17 protein-coding genes are annotated in these 15,464 nt (G+C 65.5%); 7 read left to right on the forward strand and 10 right to left on the reverse strand.

What is annotated here, in order from left to right; translation table 11 throughout:
* Window positions 1-88: 88 nt before the first annotated feature.
* Window positions 89-886 carry an SAM-dependent methyltransferase gene (locus OHQ90_RS23245; protein WP_328400768.1) on the reverse strand — a complete coding sequence of 266 codons (798 nt, stop codon included), beginning with the start codon at window positions 884-886 and terminating at the stop codon, window positions 89-91.
* A gap of 741 nt (window positions 887-1,627) precedes the next feature.
* On the opposite strand from OHQ90_RS23245, the gene OHQ90_RS23250 reads away from it, so the two are divergent.
* Together OHQ90_RS23250 and OHQ90_RS23255 are read left to right on the forward strand one after the other, a co-directional pair.
* The gene (locus OHQ90_RS23250) at window positions 1,628-2,143 is read left to right on the forward strand and encodes a MarR family winged helix-turn-helix transcriptional regulator (RefSeq protein WP_328400770.1); all 516 of its coding nucleotides are present in this window, start codon (window positions 1,628-1,630) and stop codon (window positions 2,141-2,143) included.
* 151 nt (window positions 2,144-2,294) lie between these two features.
* Window positions 2,295-2,807 carry a hypothetical protein gene (locus OHQ90_RS23255; RefSeq protein WP_328400772.1) on the forward strand — a complete coding sequence of 171 codons (513 nt, stop codon included), beginning with the start codon at window positions 2,295-2,297 and terminating at the stop codon, window positions 2,805-2,807.
* A 19-nt stretch (window positions 2,808-2,826) separates the two neighbouring features.
* Here OHQ90_RS23255 and OHQ90_RS23260 read toward each other — a convergent pair whose 3' ends face one another.
* The 4 genes from OHQ90_RS23260 to OHQ90_RS23275 all read right to left on the reverse strand — a co-directional run bounded on the left by OHQ90_RS23260 (window position 2,827) and on the right by OHQ90_RS23275 (window position 6,030).
* Window positions 2,827-3,615 (reverse strand): M15 family metallopeptidase, encoded by a 789-nt coding sequence (locus OHQ90_RS23260; RefSeq protein WP_328400774.1) that lies wholly within the window; start codon window positions 3,613-3,615, stop codon window positions 2,827-2,829.
* A 147-nt stretch (window positions 3,616-3,762) separates the two neighbouring features.
* Window positions 3,763-4,677 carry an STAS domain-containing protein gene (locus OHQ90_RS23265; RefSeq protein WP_328400776.1) on the reverse strand — a complete coding sequence of 305 codons (915 nt, stop codon included), beginning with the start codon at window positions 4,675-4,677 and terminating at the stop codon, window positions 3,763-3,765.
* 218 nt (window positions 4,678-4,895) lie between these two features.
* Entirely contained in the window at window positions 4,896-5,507 is a 612-nt protein-coding gene (locus tag OHQ90_RS23270; RefSeq protein ID WP_328400778.1) for a malonic semialdehyde reductase, read from the reverse strand.
* Window positions 5,508-5,517: 10 nt separating this feature from the next.
* Window positions 5,518-6,030 carry a luciferase domain-containing protein gene (locus OHQ90_RS23275; protein ID WP_328400780.1) on the reverse strand — a complete coding sequence of 171 codons (513 nt, stop codon included), beginning with the start codon at window positions 6,028-6,030 and terminating at the stop codon, window positions 5,518-5,520.
* Between the two features lie 115 nt (window positions 6,031-6,145).
* Between OHQ90_RS23275 and OHQ90_RS23280 the strand changes: the two genes are divergently transcribed.
* A complete protein-coding gene (locus OHQ90_RS23280; RefSeq protein ID WP_328400782.1) occupies window positions 6,146-6,523 on the forward strand; it encodes a winged helix-turn-helix transcriptional regulator in 378 nt (125 codons plus the stop codon).
* Between the two features lie 25 nt (window positions 6,524-6,548).
* Here OHQ90_RS23280 and OHQ90_RS23285 read toward each other — a convergent pair whose 3' ends face one another.
* The 5 genes from OHQ90_RS23285 to OHQ90_RS23305 all read right to left on the reverse strand — a co-directional run bounded on the left by OHQ90_RS23285 (window position 6,549) and on the right by OHQ90_RS23305 (window position 11,855).
* On the reverse strand, window positions 6,549-7,310 hold the full coding sequence (locus tag OHQ90_RS23285; RefSeq protein ID WP_328400784.1) for an alpha/beta fold hydrolase: 762 nt from the start codon (window positions 7,308-7,310) through the stop codon (window positions 6,549-6,551).
* On the reverse strand, window positions 7,310-8,575 hold the full coding sequence (locus OHQ90_RS23290; protein ID WP_328400786.1) for an FAD-dependent oxidoreductase: 1,266 nt from the start codon (window positions 8,573-8,575) through the stop codon (window positions 7,310-7,312). The genes OHQ90_RS23285 and OHQ90_RS23290 overlap by 1 nt, the downstream gene beginning before the upstream one ends.
* 513 nt (window positions 8,576-9,088) lie before the next feature.
* Window positions 9,089-9,958 (reverse strand): AfsR/SARP family transcriptional regulator, encoded by an 870-nt coding sequence (locus OHQ90_RS23295; RefSeq protein ID WP_328400788.1) that lies wholly within the window; start codon window positions 9,956-9,958, stop codon window positions 9,089-9,091.
* A gap of 205 nt (window positions 9,959-10,163) precedes the next feature.
* Window positions 10,164-11,369, reverse strand: coding sequence for a cation:proton antiporter (locus OHQ90_RS23300; protein ID WP_328400790.1), 1,206 nt, complete (start codon window positions 11,367-11,369; stop codon window positions 10,164-10,166).
* Between the two features lie 3 nt (window positions 11,370-11,372).
* A complete protein-coding gene (locus OHQ90_RS23305; protein ID WP_328400793.1) occupies window positions 11,373-11,855 on the reverse strand; it encodes a cation:proton antiporter regulatory subunit in 483 nt (160 codons plus the stop codon).
* Window positions 11,856-12,006: 151 nt separating this feature from the next.
* On the opposite strand from OHQ90_RS23305, the gene OHQ90_RS23310 reads away from it, so the two are divergent.
* The 4 genes from OHQ90_RS23310 (at window position 12,007) to OHQ90_RS23325 (ending at window position 15,419) form a co-directional block, all read left to right on the forward strand.
* On the forward strand, window positions 12,007-12,330 hold the full coding sequence (locus OHQ90_RS23310; protein WP_328400795.1) for a hypothetical protein: 324 nt from the start codon (window positions 12,007-12,009) through the stop codon (window positions 12,328-12,330).
* Window positions 12,331-12,596: 266 nt separating this feature from the next.
* Window positions 12,597-13,181, forward strand: a complete 585-nt coding sequence (locus OHQ90_RS23315) for a biotin transporter BioY (RefSeq protein WP_328400797.1) — start codon at window positions 12,597-12,599, stop codon at window positions 13,179-13,181.
* A 25-nt stretch (window positions 13,182-13,206) separates the two neighbouring features.
* Window positions 13,207-14,295 (forward strand): AMP-binding enzyme, encoded by a 1,089-nt coding sequence (locus OHQ90_RS23320; protein WP_328413055.1) that lies wholly within the window; start codon window positions 13,207-13,209, stop codon window positions 14,293-14,295.
* Complete coding sequence (locus OHQ90_RS23325; protein WP_328400799.1) at window positions 14,292-15,419, forward strand: thiolase family protein; 1,128 nt, start codon at window positions 14,292-14,294, stop codon at window positions 15,417-15,419. The genes OHQ90_RS23320 and OHQ90_RS23325 overlap by 4 nt, the downstream gene beginning before the upstream one ends.
* The last annotated feature ends 45 nt before the right edge of the window (window positions 15,420-15,464 follow it).

Here is a 15,464-nt window from a genome sequence, read left to right on the forward strand (position 1 = left end):
GACCGGCATCCCGTCGCACACTACTTTCTGCGTACGTACATAGTACTTTCAGGCGCCATGATCCGCGCGCCAACGCAGCGGACGACCCTCAGGGTTTGCGCGCAATCCCGCCGACCATCAGCCGTTGGGTGATGGTCAGCTCGCCGGGGTCTCCATCGGCGGGCCGCCACTCGGGCAGGTACACGAGACCGGGCTCGACCAGTTCCAGACCCCGGAAAAGGTCGAGTACCTCCTCGTGCGTTCGGAACCGGCCGGTGCCGAGGAATTCCAGGAACGACTTCTCCAGCGCGCGTGCCTCCGGGCCCGAGTCGCAGAAGTGGGTGATGAACAGGTGGCTGCCTGAGGGCACGGCACTGAGATAGCTGTCGACGATGGCCGCTGGATCCTCATCGTCGCGGAGGTGATGCAAGATCCCGACGAGCATGACAGCGACCGGGCTGGTGAAGTCGATCGTCTGCCCAACCGCGGGATCGTCGAGAACTTCGGTGGAGGTGCGCAGGTCCGCGGCCACGACCACCGTCCCTTCGTTGTTCTCCACCAACGCGCGACCATGTGCCAACGCGACCGGATCGATGTCGACATAGGCGACTTTCGCGCCCGATTGCAACGCCTGCGCGACCTGGTGAGTGTTCTCCATGGTGGGCAGCCCGGCGCCGAGATCGAGGAACTGTGTGATGCCTGCCGTGCCCGCGAGGTACCGGACGCCGCGACCGAGCATGGCCCGATTCACCTGGGCGACTTCACTGATCTCCGGCAGCGTCTCGGCAAGATGCTCGACGACCGCAATATCGGCGGGATAGTTGTCCGTCCCGCCCAGTAGCGCGTCGTAGACGCGCGCGATGCTCGGTTTGGTCGTGTCGAAGCCCACCGACTCAGAACCCGTCATCGTCCATTCTCCTGCACAACCTTGTCACACCCATTCCGAACCAGATGAACCTAACCACGGCGGCTTCGTTCGTGCGGCTCAATCGAGCATTCGTGGCAGCGCTGAAGTCCCGAGCGGCACAGGGGATCTCGCTCGGCGCGCACACCATGGCCGGATCAGGCCCGCTCGAGTGCCCGTCGACCGTCGACGGGCGCGTGTACGCCTGTCACCACCATCATGGCCCGGCGGAGAAGGGGCCGGCCATTCACAGTGGTGGCGCGCGAGCTGTCGTTTGCCGGTCTCGCTCATGTTGTGTTCGATCAGCGTGACCATCCCGGACAGGGTTGGCGAGCAATGCGTCCGGTTGACACGCCGACTCGGTCTCGAGCTGTCGGACATCGACCTGTGCTTCGCCGACGACGGCGAATCGACTGCTTCGAGGTCGATCCGAGCCCGGCATATATCGTCTACGAGGACGCGACGGCCAGCCGATCTCCGCTGGGCCGGGGTGGCATTTGCAGGCGCGGTAGACAAGCGTCGGCGTCGGCGACCGCACGATACGCAGGGATCGGGTCGTGACAGACCCGGCGGACAACCACATCTCAGAATCTGTCCAACCCATGGACAGTGTTCGCTCGTTTATATAGGGTTTCGTGGATCCAGCGAAGGCACGGCAAACTATTGTCGTCGCGTCGGGTAGCCGACGCGGTGCACATCCGAACACGGGACTCGATGTCACTTGGCTGAAAGCGGGGGCAAGACATGGCGACGGCGCTCGATCACACCGAAGAGCGGGCCTGGCGGGCGATGGTGACGCTGACGACACGCCTGCCGGGTGTCCTGGATGGCTTGCTGCAACGCGAATTCGGGGTCACCCATTTCGAATACCGTGTGCTGGAGCTGCTGTCGGAAGAGTGCGATCATCGGATGCGCATGACCGAACTGGCCGGCGCGGCGAACGCCTCGACACCGCGGTTGTCCCATGCCGTGTCGAAGCTGGAGCGCAGGGGTTGGGCGGTGCGCAGCGCCGCAGCGGGACTGCGCGGGGTGTACGCCGTCATCACCGCGGATGGCTGTCGGAAGGTGGACCAAGCGACTCCGGAATACCTGAACACGGTGCGGAGCCTGGTTTTCGACGCCCTCGACTCCGACCGCAAGGACCAGCTGGCCGCCATGTGCGAGATGCTGTCGGACCATCTTGCCGGTGCACTGAGCGAGGCGGGCACCGTGCCCAGCGGAGTCGAGAACCGGTCGGTCGTCGCGGTAGTGGCGGGCTGAGGACACCCGAGTTGGCCTTTATGCACTCGCCGGACCGGCAAAGTGGCTACGGGCGGGTTAATGGTCCGCCGGTTTTGTCCGGACCTTACTGTTTTGCCAGGGTCCCATGGTGCGGCCGAGGGCCGCTGCGACGGATGGGGAGCGCTACACGATGGTGACGATCGCACAGTTGCGGGCCGTGCTGGCGATTCTGCACATAGATCCTGTGGAGATCGGCGAGCCGGACAGCACGGGTCTTCGCGGGCCCGATTCGGAGCGGTCGTTGTTGGTGGGGTTGCTGTATCACGCGCTGGGTGGCGAAATGCGCCAGGTGCTCGCCACGGCGACGACCTCGGACGAGGTCGCTCGCGCTGCCGCGATGAGCGCCCGGCAGGCGCCCTATGCGAATGCTTGCGTGCAAGCAGGTGTAGACGCACGCCGGCTGCGCGACCGTATCGAGGCGTTGGCCGCCGAGACGACGGTCGATCCCGCGCCGATTCTGCTCGATGCCGCGGCGCGGTCGGCCGATGCCACCGAGACGTTGCTGGCGCTGAGCCGCAATCCCGGCGACGGTGACGCCGAATCCCGATGGCGGCAGGCCCTCGACGATCTGGGGCAGGCCTACCACCTGATCAACGACGAATACGTGGAGCGTACGAACGCGACGACGGCTCCGCTGCCCTGAACGGCCGGCGGGGGCGGTCTCAGCGGACGGGGAAGTCGAAGTAGGTCTGTGGGAAGGGTTCTTCCCTCAGGGTGAAATGCCACCATTCCTCGGCGAGGTTCTTGAACCCGTGCTCGTCCATCAGGTTCGTCAGCAGCGTGCGCACTGCCCGCTGGGTGCCGCCGACGGCCGGGTTCGCGGTGTGCGCCGCGGGATCGAAGCAGTCGTATCCGGTGCCGAAATCGAGCATGTCGTCACGGAATCGCTGATCCGCGGGCCGGAAACACTCACGCAGCGGATCGCCCTCGTGATACTGCTCGGCCTCGGGCGCGGGCAGCGCCACAATGGCGAGGTCCAGCGTGCTGCCCCGACTATGGCCCGACTTCTCGGCAATGTAGCCGTCTCGGAACAGATTCGCTTTGTCCACCGCAGGGTAGAACTCGGCCTTCATCTTCACATCGGCGAGATCGCGGGCCCAAGCAACGAAGTGGTCGACGGCGCGCTGCGGGCGGTAGCAGTCGTAGGTCTTCAGTGTGAGATTCATCGGCCGCAACTCCAGCTGCACCTGGGCGAGGGCCGATGCCGCCTGCTTGGTCAACAGGCACTTGGGCGCCTCATATCCGGCCACGCGGGTACCGAGGAAATTGTGCTGCCCGAAATAGCGAGCATCGACGAGGATCGTCGGATCCACCTCGGTGACGGAGACGAACGCTTCTTCGCCGGCCGGTGGTGCTTCGGAACGGCTGTCCTCGCATGCCGCGATCGTCACCGTCATCACGTATGCCAGCGCCAGCGTGCCGAGACGCCGCAGCAACAACCGGGAGCTCATGTTTCCTCCTCGCGATTCCGGCTCGGGCACAACCACTTTCATGAGTGCTCGGTCTTCGACGGACACCGTACGTCACCACCGACGTGATATGCGGGCGCTTTTGCCGACATTATGGATTGTCGATGCCCGCTCGACCGCACGGTCTGCTCAGCGTTCGCCCGTATGCAGAAAATCTCCGGTGCCACTGCGGGTGACGTCGTAGCCGAGCAGGCGTTCGGCCTCCTCGATGCCACCCTGCAGGTCGCCGACGGCGTTCATCTTCGACAGGTCCAACCCGATCGTCACCAACGTCAACGCAATCTCCGAGGACAGGCCGGTGATGATCACGCTCGCGCCCATCAGCCCGGATGCTTCGACCGTCTGGACGAGGTGGTTGGCGACGGTGGAGTCGATCGTCGGCACACCGGTGATGTCGATGACGACGACCTTGGCGCGATTGTGTCGAATGGCGCTCAGCAGCTGTTCGGTGAGCTGACGGGCCCGCTGCCCGTCGAGCACACCGATGATCGGCAGGATCAGCAGCTGCTCACGCACCTGCAGCACGGGAGTCGACAACTCCCGGATCGCTTCCTGCTGTTGGCGGATGATGCGCTCGCGTTCCTGGACAAAGGAGACGCCCACGGTGTTGGCGATGCGGTTGGCGGCCGGTTCGTAGGCGTCGAGTACCTGGTTGAGCAGATCGAAGTCGCCCTGGTATTTCTCGAACAACGAGCGCGCGAGCACATCGCGCAGCAACAGCACGATACCGAGGACCTCATCGGTTTCCACACCACGCGGAATGATGCGTTCGGAGAGATCGCGTGCGTAGGCCTGCAGCGCTTCCACGGAACCGGTCTCCAGCACCGCGACATAGTTGTCGTACACCGATGTCGCCTCGGAGAACATCTCATCGGGTGTCATCGCGGTGAGTAGCTGTGCTTCAGTGATGCGGCGCGCCCATTCCTCGCGCAGGATCGTCCGGTTCTGCCGCAGGTGCTCCACCAGTTCGGAGAGCAGGCCTTCGCTGGATCCGGTGGAGATCGTCGCGATGCTTCCGTCGAGCGACACCTCGAGCAACACCATCTCCGATCCCTATTCGGGCGGCCTGCACCCGATTGCCGCCAGCGCACCCACGGGCGTCCGTGGACCTCTGCCGACTGGCAGACGAAAGCCTATACCCAGGACCGGCGAATCGCCGGTCTCTGGCATCTCCGAAAAGTTCGGACAGTCCGGTGCTCGAGCCACCGATCGGGACAGGGACCCCGCGACGGCCGGGGACCCTGTCCGAATCAGCCGGGAAACTATGCCGTCGTCACGACCTCGTCGTAGTCGAGCCGAGGCGAACGCGGGAACCAGGCGTTCGGTCCCGGCTTGCCGATGTTGACCACGACGAGCGAGCTGTGGTTTCCGTCGGGGAAGAACTCCTTGTCGACGCCCGCGGCGTCGAAGCCATTCATCGGGCCTGCCGCCAGCCCGGCGGCGCGGATGCCGAGAATGAAGTAGCCGACCTGGATCAGGGCATTGAAGCGTGCTGATTCCGTGCGGTAGGCGACGTCGGCGAAGTAGTCCTTGGCATCCGGTGCGTGCGGGAACACCTTGGGCAGCTGATCGTGGAAGTTCAAGTCGGCGGCCAGAATTGCGGTCAGCGGCGCGCCGGCGGTCTTGGGCTTGTTGTTGTCGATCATGTGAGTGACGAGGCGGGCGCGCGCCTGCGGGCTACGCACGAGCACAACGCGAAGCGGCTGCTGATTCATCGAGGTCGGCCCGTACTTGACGAGTTCGTAGATGTCACGGATCTGCTCGTCGTCGACCGGATGGTCGGCGAAGGTGTTGGCGGTGCGCGCCTCGCGGAACAGCAGATTCTGGGCGTCGGCGGCCAGTGTGAGGTAGGTGGTGGGCTGAGCGGTGTTCACGGATATCTCCTCAGTTGCCGACGGGCTGGGTGTTTCGCCCGCGCGCTCCGCGGGCGAACTGGTAGCTGGCACGGACCAACCGCCAAGTGATCTTCAATTCGTCGGTGTCGCGCGGCCCGTAGACCATCACCACCGTCGCGGGCAGGAATCGTTGTCGCGCCATCGGATGCAGCTCCGCCCAGCCGCGGGTGATCGCCTCCGCAACGACCTCGGTCGGCAGGCACATGTGCAGGCTGCCGTCGGCGGACCCGTGCAGGTGCGCGAATTCGGTGCCCGCCAGAAAGGCCTCGGCGGGACCGCCGGCGTCGGCCGGTCGCAGATGCAGTGCGCGGGTGTCGGCAAGGGATACGCTGCTGCGGCCGACGATGACGCCATCGAGGGTGGCCATGCGCGCCCACAGGGTCTCTTGCAGGATCGTCGGCGCGGTCTGATCGAGTTGCTGGTGTGGATTGTGCGCTCGCGTGAGAGGCGGGTTCCCGGATCGCGTAGGTAGTCCCGGCCGGTTGTGCACTGTCGTCGACATTGCTGTGCTCCCTTGGGTTTTCGCTCACTCATGCGGTGTGTGCGGCTGCTGGGATTCACAGTACTTTCCAAAGTATAGTAGTTACCAAGAGGAAAGCGGCTCGACTGGAGGATCGATGACCACTGTGCCCCGCGCGGCGGTGACCGCAACTGTGGATCCGTGCCCGATCACGCCGGTGATCGACCTCGTCTTCGGGCGATGGTCGACGCAGGTGCTGTGGGTGCTGACCCATGACGGCCGACTGCGCTTCACCGAATTGCAGCAGCGAATCCCCGGCCTGACACCGAAGGTGTTGACCCAGCGCCTGCGTCAGCTCGAACGTGACGGCTTGGTTGCCCGCACCTACTACGCCGAGGTGCCGCCGCGCGTGGAGTATGCCGCGACCCCGCTGGCCGCGACGCTGGCCCCCGTGTTCGGCAGCATCGTGGACTGGTCGGGCGAGCACCTGGCCGAGGTGCTCGCCGCCCGCGCCGCCTACGACGCGAGCGTGTGAGTGCATCGGAGGTTGCCGTCGCGGGTCAGCTCTCGACCCGCGCCGGTGCGAGTTCGAGGAGATGGCCTGCCAGTTCGCGCGGCATGGTGATCATGCAGTCGTGCCCGGTCGGTAGCACATGGATGCGCGCGGCGGGGAAGTCGGCGGGCGGAAAGGTGCGTGGCAGGCCCGCCGCGCGCATCTGTTTGAAGTCCTCGCCGCCCTCGCTGCAGTGCACGTGGGTCACCGGTATCGCCGCGAGGTCGTCCGGGTTGCGCAGCCGCAACGGCTGTTGAAATGTCGCGAGCGACTGCGCCGTCTGCATCGAGGCCACCCAGCTGAGGTCGGGTTCGTCCGTCACGCCGTAGAGGCCACCGTCGCCCATCGGTGTGGTTTGCGGCGGAACCCGCCAGCCGTCGCCTGCGGTCGCCGCCGCCGCGATGAACGCCTCGACCATGCCGGGCATGATGTCGGCGACAGATTCGCCGTCGCGGGGGACGAAGGTGTCGACATAGACCAGTTCGGCGATCCGGTCCGGCACCGCGTCCGCGACCGCGGTGATGACGATGCCCGCGTAACTGTGTCCGACCAGGACGATGTCGGTGAGGTCTGCGGACACAATGAGTTCGACCAGGTCTTGCACATGGGTGTCGAGGCCGACCTCCGACGTCAGCAACTCGGCCCGGTCGCCGAGCCCGACGAGCGAGGGCGCGTGGACGGTGTGACCCTCGGCCGTGAGTAGCGGCGTCACCCGCTGCCAGCACCAGCCGCCGTGGAAGGCTCCATGGATGAGCAGATAGGTCGACACTAGTGGTTCTCCCTGAGCTTTGTTGGGGCAGTGGGTGTTTCAATGTGCGCCGCTATCGGCGGCACATGTTCGGATCGCAGACCGAGCCCGATGACCCTGGCAACGACGTGTGGTAGACCGGGAACCTGCCGCAGCAGCCGGACCAGCAGTGGCTTGTCCGTGCCGGGCCGCCCGGCGTTCGGGTAGAGATCCGACAGCAGTCGCAGCTGTGCGAATTGCACCACCCGCATGGGCAATTGACGTCGGTGCTGGATCTCGCGGAGTTCGGCGACGGTGGGGCGTCGGCCCGCGGCAAGCGGCGGCGCCAGGATGCGGGCGGCGGCGATCGCGTCCTGGACGGCGAGATTGATGCCCACCCCGCCCGCCGGCGACATCGCGTGCGCGGCATCGCCGATGGCGACCAGCCCCGGCCGATACCAGCGGCGCAGCCTGTCGACCCGGACGTCGAGCGGTTTCACATCGTCCCAACTGCGGATCTCCGCATCGAGATGCCCGGTGAGACTCGGATAGATCGCGGCGACGTCGGCTCGGAATGCGGTGAGCCCAGCGGCCTTGATCGTGTCGAAGCCGCCTTTCGGAATCATGTACGCGACTTGGAGATAGTCGCCGCGATCGATGCAGACGATGAAGAAGCCCTTGCCGCTGCGCACCGTCGGCAGCCGGTCACCATCGGGCTTACGTACCCGGAACCACAGCACATCCATCGGGGCCACGCTTGCCGCGACCTCGAGCAGGCCACAGCCGCGCGCGAGTGAGTTGCGTCCGTCGGCGGCGATGACCAGCTTGCTGCTGACCTCGAAAGGGCCGTCCGCGGTGCGCGCGCGCACGCCGACGACGGTGCCGTCCTGCTGGACCAGCTCGGTCACCTCGGCCTCTTGCAGCAGCCGGAAGCCCGGGTATCGGCGACCCGCATCGGCGAGGAAGTTCAACACGTCCCACTGCGGCATGAACGCGACGAACGGGAAACGTCCCGGCAGTTTGCGGAAGTCGGCGAATATCACCGGCCCCATGGCGGTGGCCATCGGCAGTTGCGGCAGCTCGACGTGCGGCAGCGCGAGGAACTCGTCGGCCAGTCCCAGCGCGTCCATCACCCGCAGGGTCGAGGGATGCACGGTGTCGCCTCGGAAGTCGCGCAGGAAGTCCGGATGTTTCTCCAGCACGAGCACATCCACACCGGACCTGGCCAGCAGCAGTCCTGCCATCAGGCCGGCGGGTCCGCCGCCGACGACGCAGACGTCGACCGAATCGCTGGTCACCTCCGGCATATCGGCGCCCCTCCGTCCCAGCAGGCTTTGTCACCGGTGAGCACGCGGTGGCGGGTCATCCGATACCGCCGAATGCGCTGGTATCCATAGCTTTTGCTCCCTCCGCAGGAAGATCGTGGTGTTGCGGCGATGCTGGGAATCAAGCATGGTGAGTGGTGCTCCAGCACTGCTCCAGCCGTCTATTCGAGGTGTTCTCGAGTGGGTGCGCGCAGGCTGTGGGAAACAGATTTCACCGCGCCGTGCTCGAACGAATGCCTCGACGCCGAGAGGTGGACGTCGAGGCATTCTTTTTCCGGAGAAGTGCGGGAAATGCGCTCCGGGTATTCGTGTCGACATGAACGCGCGAAGTGGATATTCGCTTGGAATAAGCGCAAGCCCGGCCGGATTCGGCAACAGTGGGCGAATGATCGGCTACGGGAAAGGCTTTCCTGATCGAGGTCTTCGACTCGCGCATGTGGGATCTGCACTCTGCACGACTTGGTTCATGGAAGTGCCGTTGCGTGAGGAATATTGCTAGGCGGGAGTAGCGGATGCCGCAGGGTCGCCGGGTGGATAGAAGCCGATCAGATAGCCGGCGTGCTTGCGCTCGAGCATCATGCCGACGCGTTCGTCCGAGGCAGCGAGGATGTCTTGGTGCAGCTTCTGCAGCTTCATGCACGGGTCGAGCCCGAGCTCATGCTGCATCGCTTTGCAGAACTGCTGGTATGAGCTGAGCGCGAGATGCCGCTGACCCGAACGGCTCAGCGCGAACATGTAGTACGCCTGCATGCGCTCGTCCAGCGGATGCTGCATGGTCAATCGGGCCAGGTCGGGGCATGCTTCGCGATAGCGGCCCAGTCGGAGTTCGGCTTCGATGCGCAGCTCGACGTTGGCCAGCAGCAGATGATCCAGGTGCGAGATCTCTGCGGCAAGCGGCATGCCCGCCTCCACGTCCACCAACGCGGGGCCGGTCCAGCAGGCCTCTGCCGCATGGAACAGATCGACGGCGCGGTGATCGTCGCCTGCCTTGGCGGCGATCCTGGCGGCATCCGACAACGAGCGGTAATTGCGCAGGTCGAATACGCAATCCTGTACCTCGAACGAATAGCCCTTGCTGCGCGTGCGGAGATATCGCTCCGCGACCTCGCCCTGCCCGATATCGAGTTGCTCCGCCATCTTCTTGCGAATTCCAAGTACGTATGTCTGGATTACGGCGACCGCGCTGCGCGGCGGGTCCTCGCTCCACAGCTCTTCGATCAGTGTCGAGACCGGAACTACTGTCGAATGCCTGACCAGTAGTAATGCCAAGAGTTGTCGCTGTTTCTGGGCTGTGGGCGTTGCGTTGCGATTGTTAAGAGCAAGCGTCAACGGACCTAACACGCGAGCGCACACTGGATACTTCACGAGCTCTCCCTACGGGCGTATTCCCCCCGACCGATGTGAGGTCTTCGAAAATCCCACCTCGCTGTAGGTAGGGTCAACACTATCGAGGATGCTGTATCGCGTCGATGAAACCTGAGTAATATCCGAGTAAACTCGACGCACGTCTGTGCTGAATTTCCCTACGGGACAAGGAGATTGAGTACAGGACGAATGGGTGGGCTCGCGATCATTCGCCATGCGGTTCCGCGGCGGGCTGCGGCGGGGACGGGCGGCGCGCAACCATGCCGAGGATGGGCTCGACCACGCGTGCGGCGATCGGACCGATCACCGCCATGATCAGCACGTACGTCGTTGCCATCGCGGCGAACTCGCTGGGGACCGCGCCAGCGGCGACGGCCAGTCCCGCGATCACGATGGAGAACTCGCCATGCGCCACCAGTGCGGTGCCCGCGCGGGCCCGGCCGAAACGGGAGGCGCCTGCCTGCTGGGCGGCCCACCAGCCGGTCGCCAGCTTGGTTGCGGTGGTAACCACTGCTAGTAGGCAGGCCCACCCCAATACCGGAGGGATGCTGGCCGGATCGGTGGTCAGGCCGAAGAGGACGAAGAACATCGCAGCGAACAGGTCGCGCAGCGGCTCGAGGATCTTGGTGGCGTTGTGCGCGGTCGAATCGGAGATCGCGATACCGAGCAGGAACGCGCCGACAGCCGCGGAAACCTGTACTGCGGAGGCGAACCCGGCAACCAGCAATGCGGCGCCGAGCAGTTTGAGCAGGAAGATCTCGCGGTCCTCGCTGGCCACGATCGCGGAGACGTACTTGCCGTAGCGCAGCGCGACCACCAGCACCACGGTGACGGCGATCAGCGCGATGGATAGTGTCTTCAGTCCGGCGAGGAATCCGGCACCGGCGAGCACGGCGGTCAACACCGGCAGATAGCCGGCCATGACGAGATCCTCGAACACCAGGATCGACAGGATGACCGGCGTCTCGCGGTTACCGAGTCGACCGAGGTCGTTCAAGACTTTCGCGACGATTCCCGAGGAGGAGATATAGGTGACCCCCGCCATCGCGATCGCTCCGGTGAGACCCCACCCCAGGCCGAGAGCGACCACGACGCCGGGCGTCGCGTTGAGCGCGATGTCGAGCAGTCCGGCCTGCCAGGATCTTCGCATTCCGGTAACCAGTTCCGGCGCACTGTATTCCAGGCCGAGCAACAGCAACAGCAGCACCACGCCGATCTCGCTGGCGAGGTGAATGAACTCGTCGACATTGCTCAGCGCGATGAACCCGCCGTTGCCGAAGACCAGTCCGCCGATGAGATACAGGGGGATCGGCGACATTCCGATGCGTGCGGCGAGGCGGCCGAGCAGACCGAGGCCAAAAAATACCGCGCCCAGCTGGATCAGCGAGAGCGCGGTTCCTTCGAACACCATGGGTCAGCCGTGGCTTAGGATCTCGGCGGCGGCCTCGAGGCCCTCCGCGGTACCGACAATGACGAGTTGATCGCCCGAGGCGAACGTGAAATCGGGGCCGGGTGAGGCGATGACCTGGCCTGCCCGCATTACCGCAACGATGGAAGCTTTTGTCCGCGTGCGCATCTCGGTTTCACCGAGCATTCGCGCGTCATAGGGTGAGCCGCGCAGGATCGGGAACTGCCGCGTGTTGACACCGTCCAACTCCCGATGCTCGGCACGCAGCCGCGCCACCAATTGCGGTGCGCCCAACAGGTTCGCCAATGCCGCTGCTTCGTTCGCCGACAAATGGAGCTGGTCGGTGACATCCGGGTTGTCTGCTCGGCTCAGAATCAGGTCGATCGTGCCGTCCTTGCGGTCGATGACGCCGATCCTGCGGTGCCCACTCTTGATCGGAAAGTCCTTGCGTACACCGATTCCCGGCAATGGCGTCACCTCTACGTTCACCCTTCGAGCCTAGCTTCGCCCCCATCGACCACGCGCACCGGATGGGCGATTTGTCCGTTTAGCCTACCTGGGTCGGTCTCGTAGCAGGCGAAACGCTGTGTGGAATTGCCACTCGGGCACACGCCTGTCCCACCGCCGGATCTGGGCAGGTGTGAACGGCGGCGGCATCACCATGGATGCGGACAGCGCGATCTGGACCTCCGACATCGCCGAGGATCAACCCATCGTCCAGTGTGTCCGCGAAGGCGGCGAGGTGCTCGACCATTCTGCCGGCGGCTCTTCATCTGCCATGCCTGTCGCCGGGGACCTCGGTGTCGGCGGGGTCGAAGGCGTGGGGTGCCGGCGTCGAGGATCAGGCTTCGGGCAGTGGAATCAGTTCGAAATGTTCGGAGGCCACCGATTTCTTGCCGGTACCGGCAACCAGATGCACGCCACCGCGGTGTGCGACCAGCCACTTGCCGCACACGCAGCGTAGATAGCGAACCGAGCGGTGCGACGACACATGCATTGGCGCGGACCAGGAGCAGGACGGGCAGGTGGCGGACATAGGCGGTAAGCCTGGATAGCGACCGGGGGGATGGCAACGACCACGGCGGCGTGGCGGCCGATCTTTTTCGAATGGCCGCCTACCGCGCATGGCTACGGGAGTCGTTGGTAGCGGATCGCGTGCGCCAACAGGTTCGCAGCCGTGGTCGCCTGCTATCTTGAACGTCGTTCAAGTTGATAGCGAAGGATGTCGTCGTGGCAGGTGTCGAGAGCCCTCGGAAGTCGAGGGTCGGTATGTCCGCGCGGGACATGGCGCAGATCGCCGTGTTCGCGGCGTTGATCGCAGCGTTGGGCCTGCCGGGCGCCATCACGGTCGGATTCAGCGGTGTGCCGATCACGGTGCAGACCCTCGGTGTCATTCTGGCCGGTGCGGTGCTCGGGGCGCGCAAGGGCACGGCCGCGGTCGTGGTCTTCCTCGCGCTGACGATGATCGGGTTGCCGCTGCTGTCCGGCGGCCGTACCGGATTGACGGCGCTGGCTGGTCCGAGTGTCGGTTACCTCATCGGCTGGATTCCAGCGGCGCTGTTCATCGGCTTGTGCACCGCCCGGATCCTGCCGAAGTACCCGATCGTGCTCGGTCTGGTCGTCAACGCGGTCGGCGGGATTCTGATCCTCTATGTCCTCGGCACAGTTGGTCTGCTGCTGCGCACCGATCTGGATTTCCGGCACGCCATCACCACCAACTTCGCGTTCATTCCGGGTGACCTGCTCAAGGTTGTCGTGGCGACGGTCGTCGCCAAGGGGGTGCACCGCGCATACCCCGGTCTGATCCGTGCGTAGTCCCGAACTCGGGGGCGCGGGTGACATGCCCGCTCTCGACATCGACGGCCGCACCTACACCTATGCGCAGCTCGACGCCGCGATCGAGCGGTGGATCGATCGGCACGGGCCGCGGGAGCCGGTCTACGACGCGTCGATGCTCACGATTGCGGACGCGTTGATCTGTATCTGTGCCGCAGCACGCCGAGGCATCCCGGTGATCGTCGAGAACCCCGACGCCCGCCCGCACCGCCCGAGTATTCCGCCGTCGGCATTTCTGCTGGTGACCACTTCGGGCTCCACCGGAAGGCCACGGGCACTGGCGCGGACCGCCGCATCCTGGTTCGACACTTTCCCCGCGTTCACCACGATCACCGGCATCCTGGCCACCGATCGCGTATTGATCACCGGCCCGCTGCACGCGACGATGCACCTGTTCGGCGCGCTGCATGCATTGTGGCGAGGCGGGTGCGTCACCGACGATCCGTCGCAGGCCACGGTCGTGCACGCGGTCCCTGCCGTGCTGCGGGAGGTGGTGCGCACCGCTGCGCGGTTGCGCACGGCAATCGTCGCGGGCATCGCCCTGGACGACGGCGCCGCGGCAGCGGCCGAGGGTATTGCGCTCATCGAGTACTACGGGTCCGCAGAAGTTTCCCTCGTCGCGGCGCGCCGGGTCCCCGAGCCGCTTCGACTGATCGACGGCGTCGACGCCGAGGTGCGCGGGGGACTGCTCTACATCCGTTCTCCCTATAGCGTGCTCGGCGCCCCCGAATGGTTCGGTGTCGGCGACCTCGCCGAGCTGGGTGATAACCGCGAGCTCACGGTTCGTGGCCGTGGCGAGTTCGCGATCAACGTCGGTGGCACCACCGTGGTCGCCGAAGATGTCGAGCGCATCCTCGAAACGATCGATGGTGTCACCGCCGCGGCCGTCATCGGATCGCCGCACGCTGTATTCGGTGAAACCGTCACCGCTGCAGTGCAACTCGACGGCGCGAGCATCGAGGAGATCCGCTCGCGCGCCCGCGGAGTGCTGACGAAGGAGGCCATGCCGCGTCGCTGGGTGGCACTGCAGGCGCTGCCGCGGACCGGCGGCGGCAAGGTCGCTCGTGGTCGGCTGAAAGAGTTGCTGACATGAATCACATCCCCGTTCTGGTGGCGCCGCGTCGAACGCCGATCGGCAACGCCGGGCACGGGTTCGCCGATCTGACCGTTACCGATCTGGCCACCCCGGTGCTGCGCGAAGTGCTGACCACGGTGCGTGGCGCGGGCATCGACGCCGAGGTGGACGATGTCATCCTGGGCAACTGCCTCGGGCCGGGTGGCGACCCCGCGCGGATCGTGGCACTGCACGCCGGTGCGGGCGTACACGTTCCCGGCGTCACGGTCGATCGCCAGTGCGGCTCCGGCCTGGATGCTGTCATGCAGGCGGCGTTGCGGGTGCGCAGCGGCGCGGACGAACTCATTCTGGCCGGCGGCGTCGAGTCCGCGAGCACAGCGCCGTGGCGCTTCTGGCCGCCGATCGCGGACGCTGATCCCGTGCGCTACACCCGCGCCCCCTTTGCGCCACCAGGCTTTCCCGATCCCGACATGGGTGCGGCCGCCGACGACCTCGCGCGCGTGCGCGGCATCAGCAGACAACGGCAGGATGCCTATGCCGCGCGTTCGCACGCCCTCGCTGCCGCAGCCGACTTCTCCGCGGAGATCGTGCCCATCGGTGACGTGCACCGCGACGAACGCATCCGCGCAGGGATGACCGAAGCCAGGCTGGCGCGACTGCGCCCCAGTTTCGGCGTCGAGGGCACGGCGACCGCGGGTAACTCGTGCGGTATCTCCGACGGCGCCGCAATGTTGGCGGTCACCAGTGAGTCGCTGGCCGCTGGACAGCCAGCGTTGCGGATACTCGGGTCGGCGGTGGCCGGCTCCGATCCGGCGTTTCCCGGTCTCGGACCGGTGACCGCCATTCGGAAACTGCTGCGGCGCACCGGTGTCGATACCAAGGATCTCGGTGTCATCGAGATCACCGAAGCCTTCGCCTCGGTGGTGCTTGCGGTGTCCGATGAACTGGGTTTGGACGAATCCACGATCTGTCCGCAGGGCGGCGCCATCGCGATGGGTCATCCGTGGGGTGCGTCCGGAGCTATCTTGCTGGTGCGGTTGGCAAGTCAGATGCTGCGCGAGGGTGGCCCCACGCTCGGGCTCGCGGCGTGTGCCATCGGCGGCGGGCAAGGCATCGCGATGCTCGTGGAGCGAGTGTCGTGAGTGAGTACAGCGAACGAGCCGGGTTGCTGTGCATCCGGCGCACGA

Origin of the sequence: Nocardia sp. NBC_00403, from assembly GCF_036046055.1 — a bacterium.
Lineage (GTDB): Bacteria > Actinomycetota > Actinomycetes > Mycobacteriales > Mycobacteriaceae > Nocardia.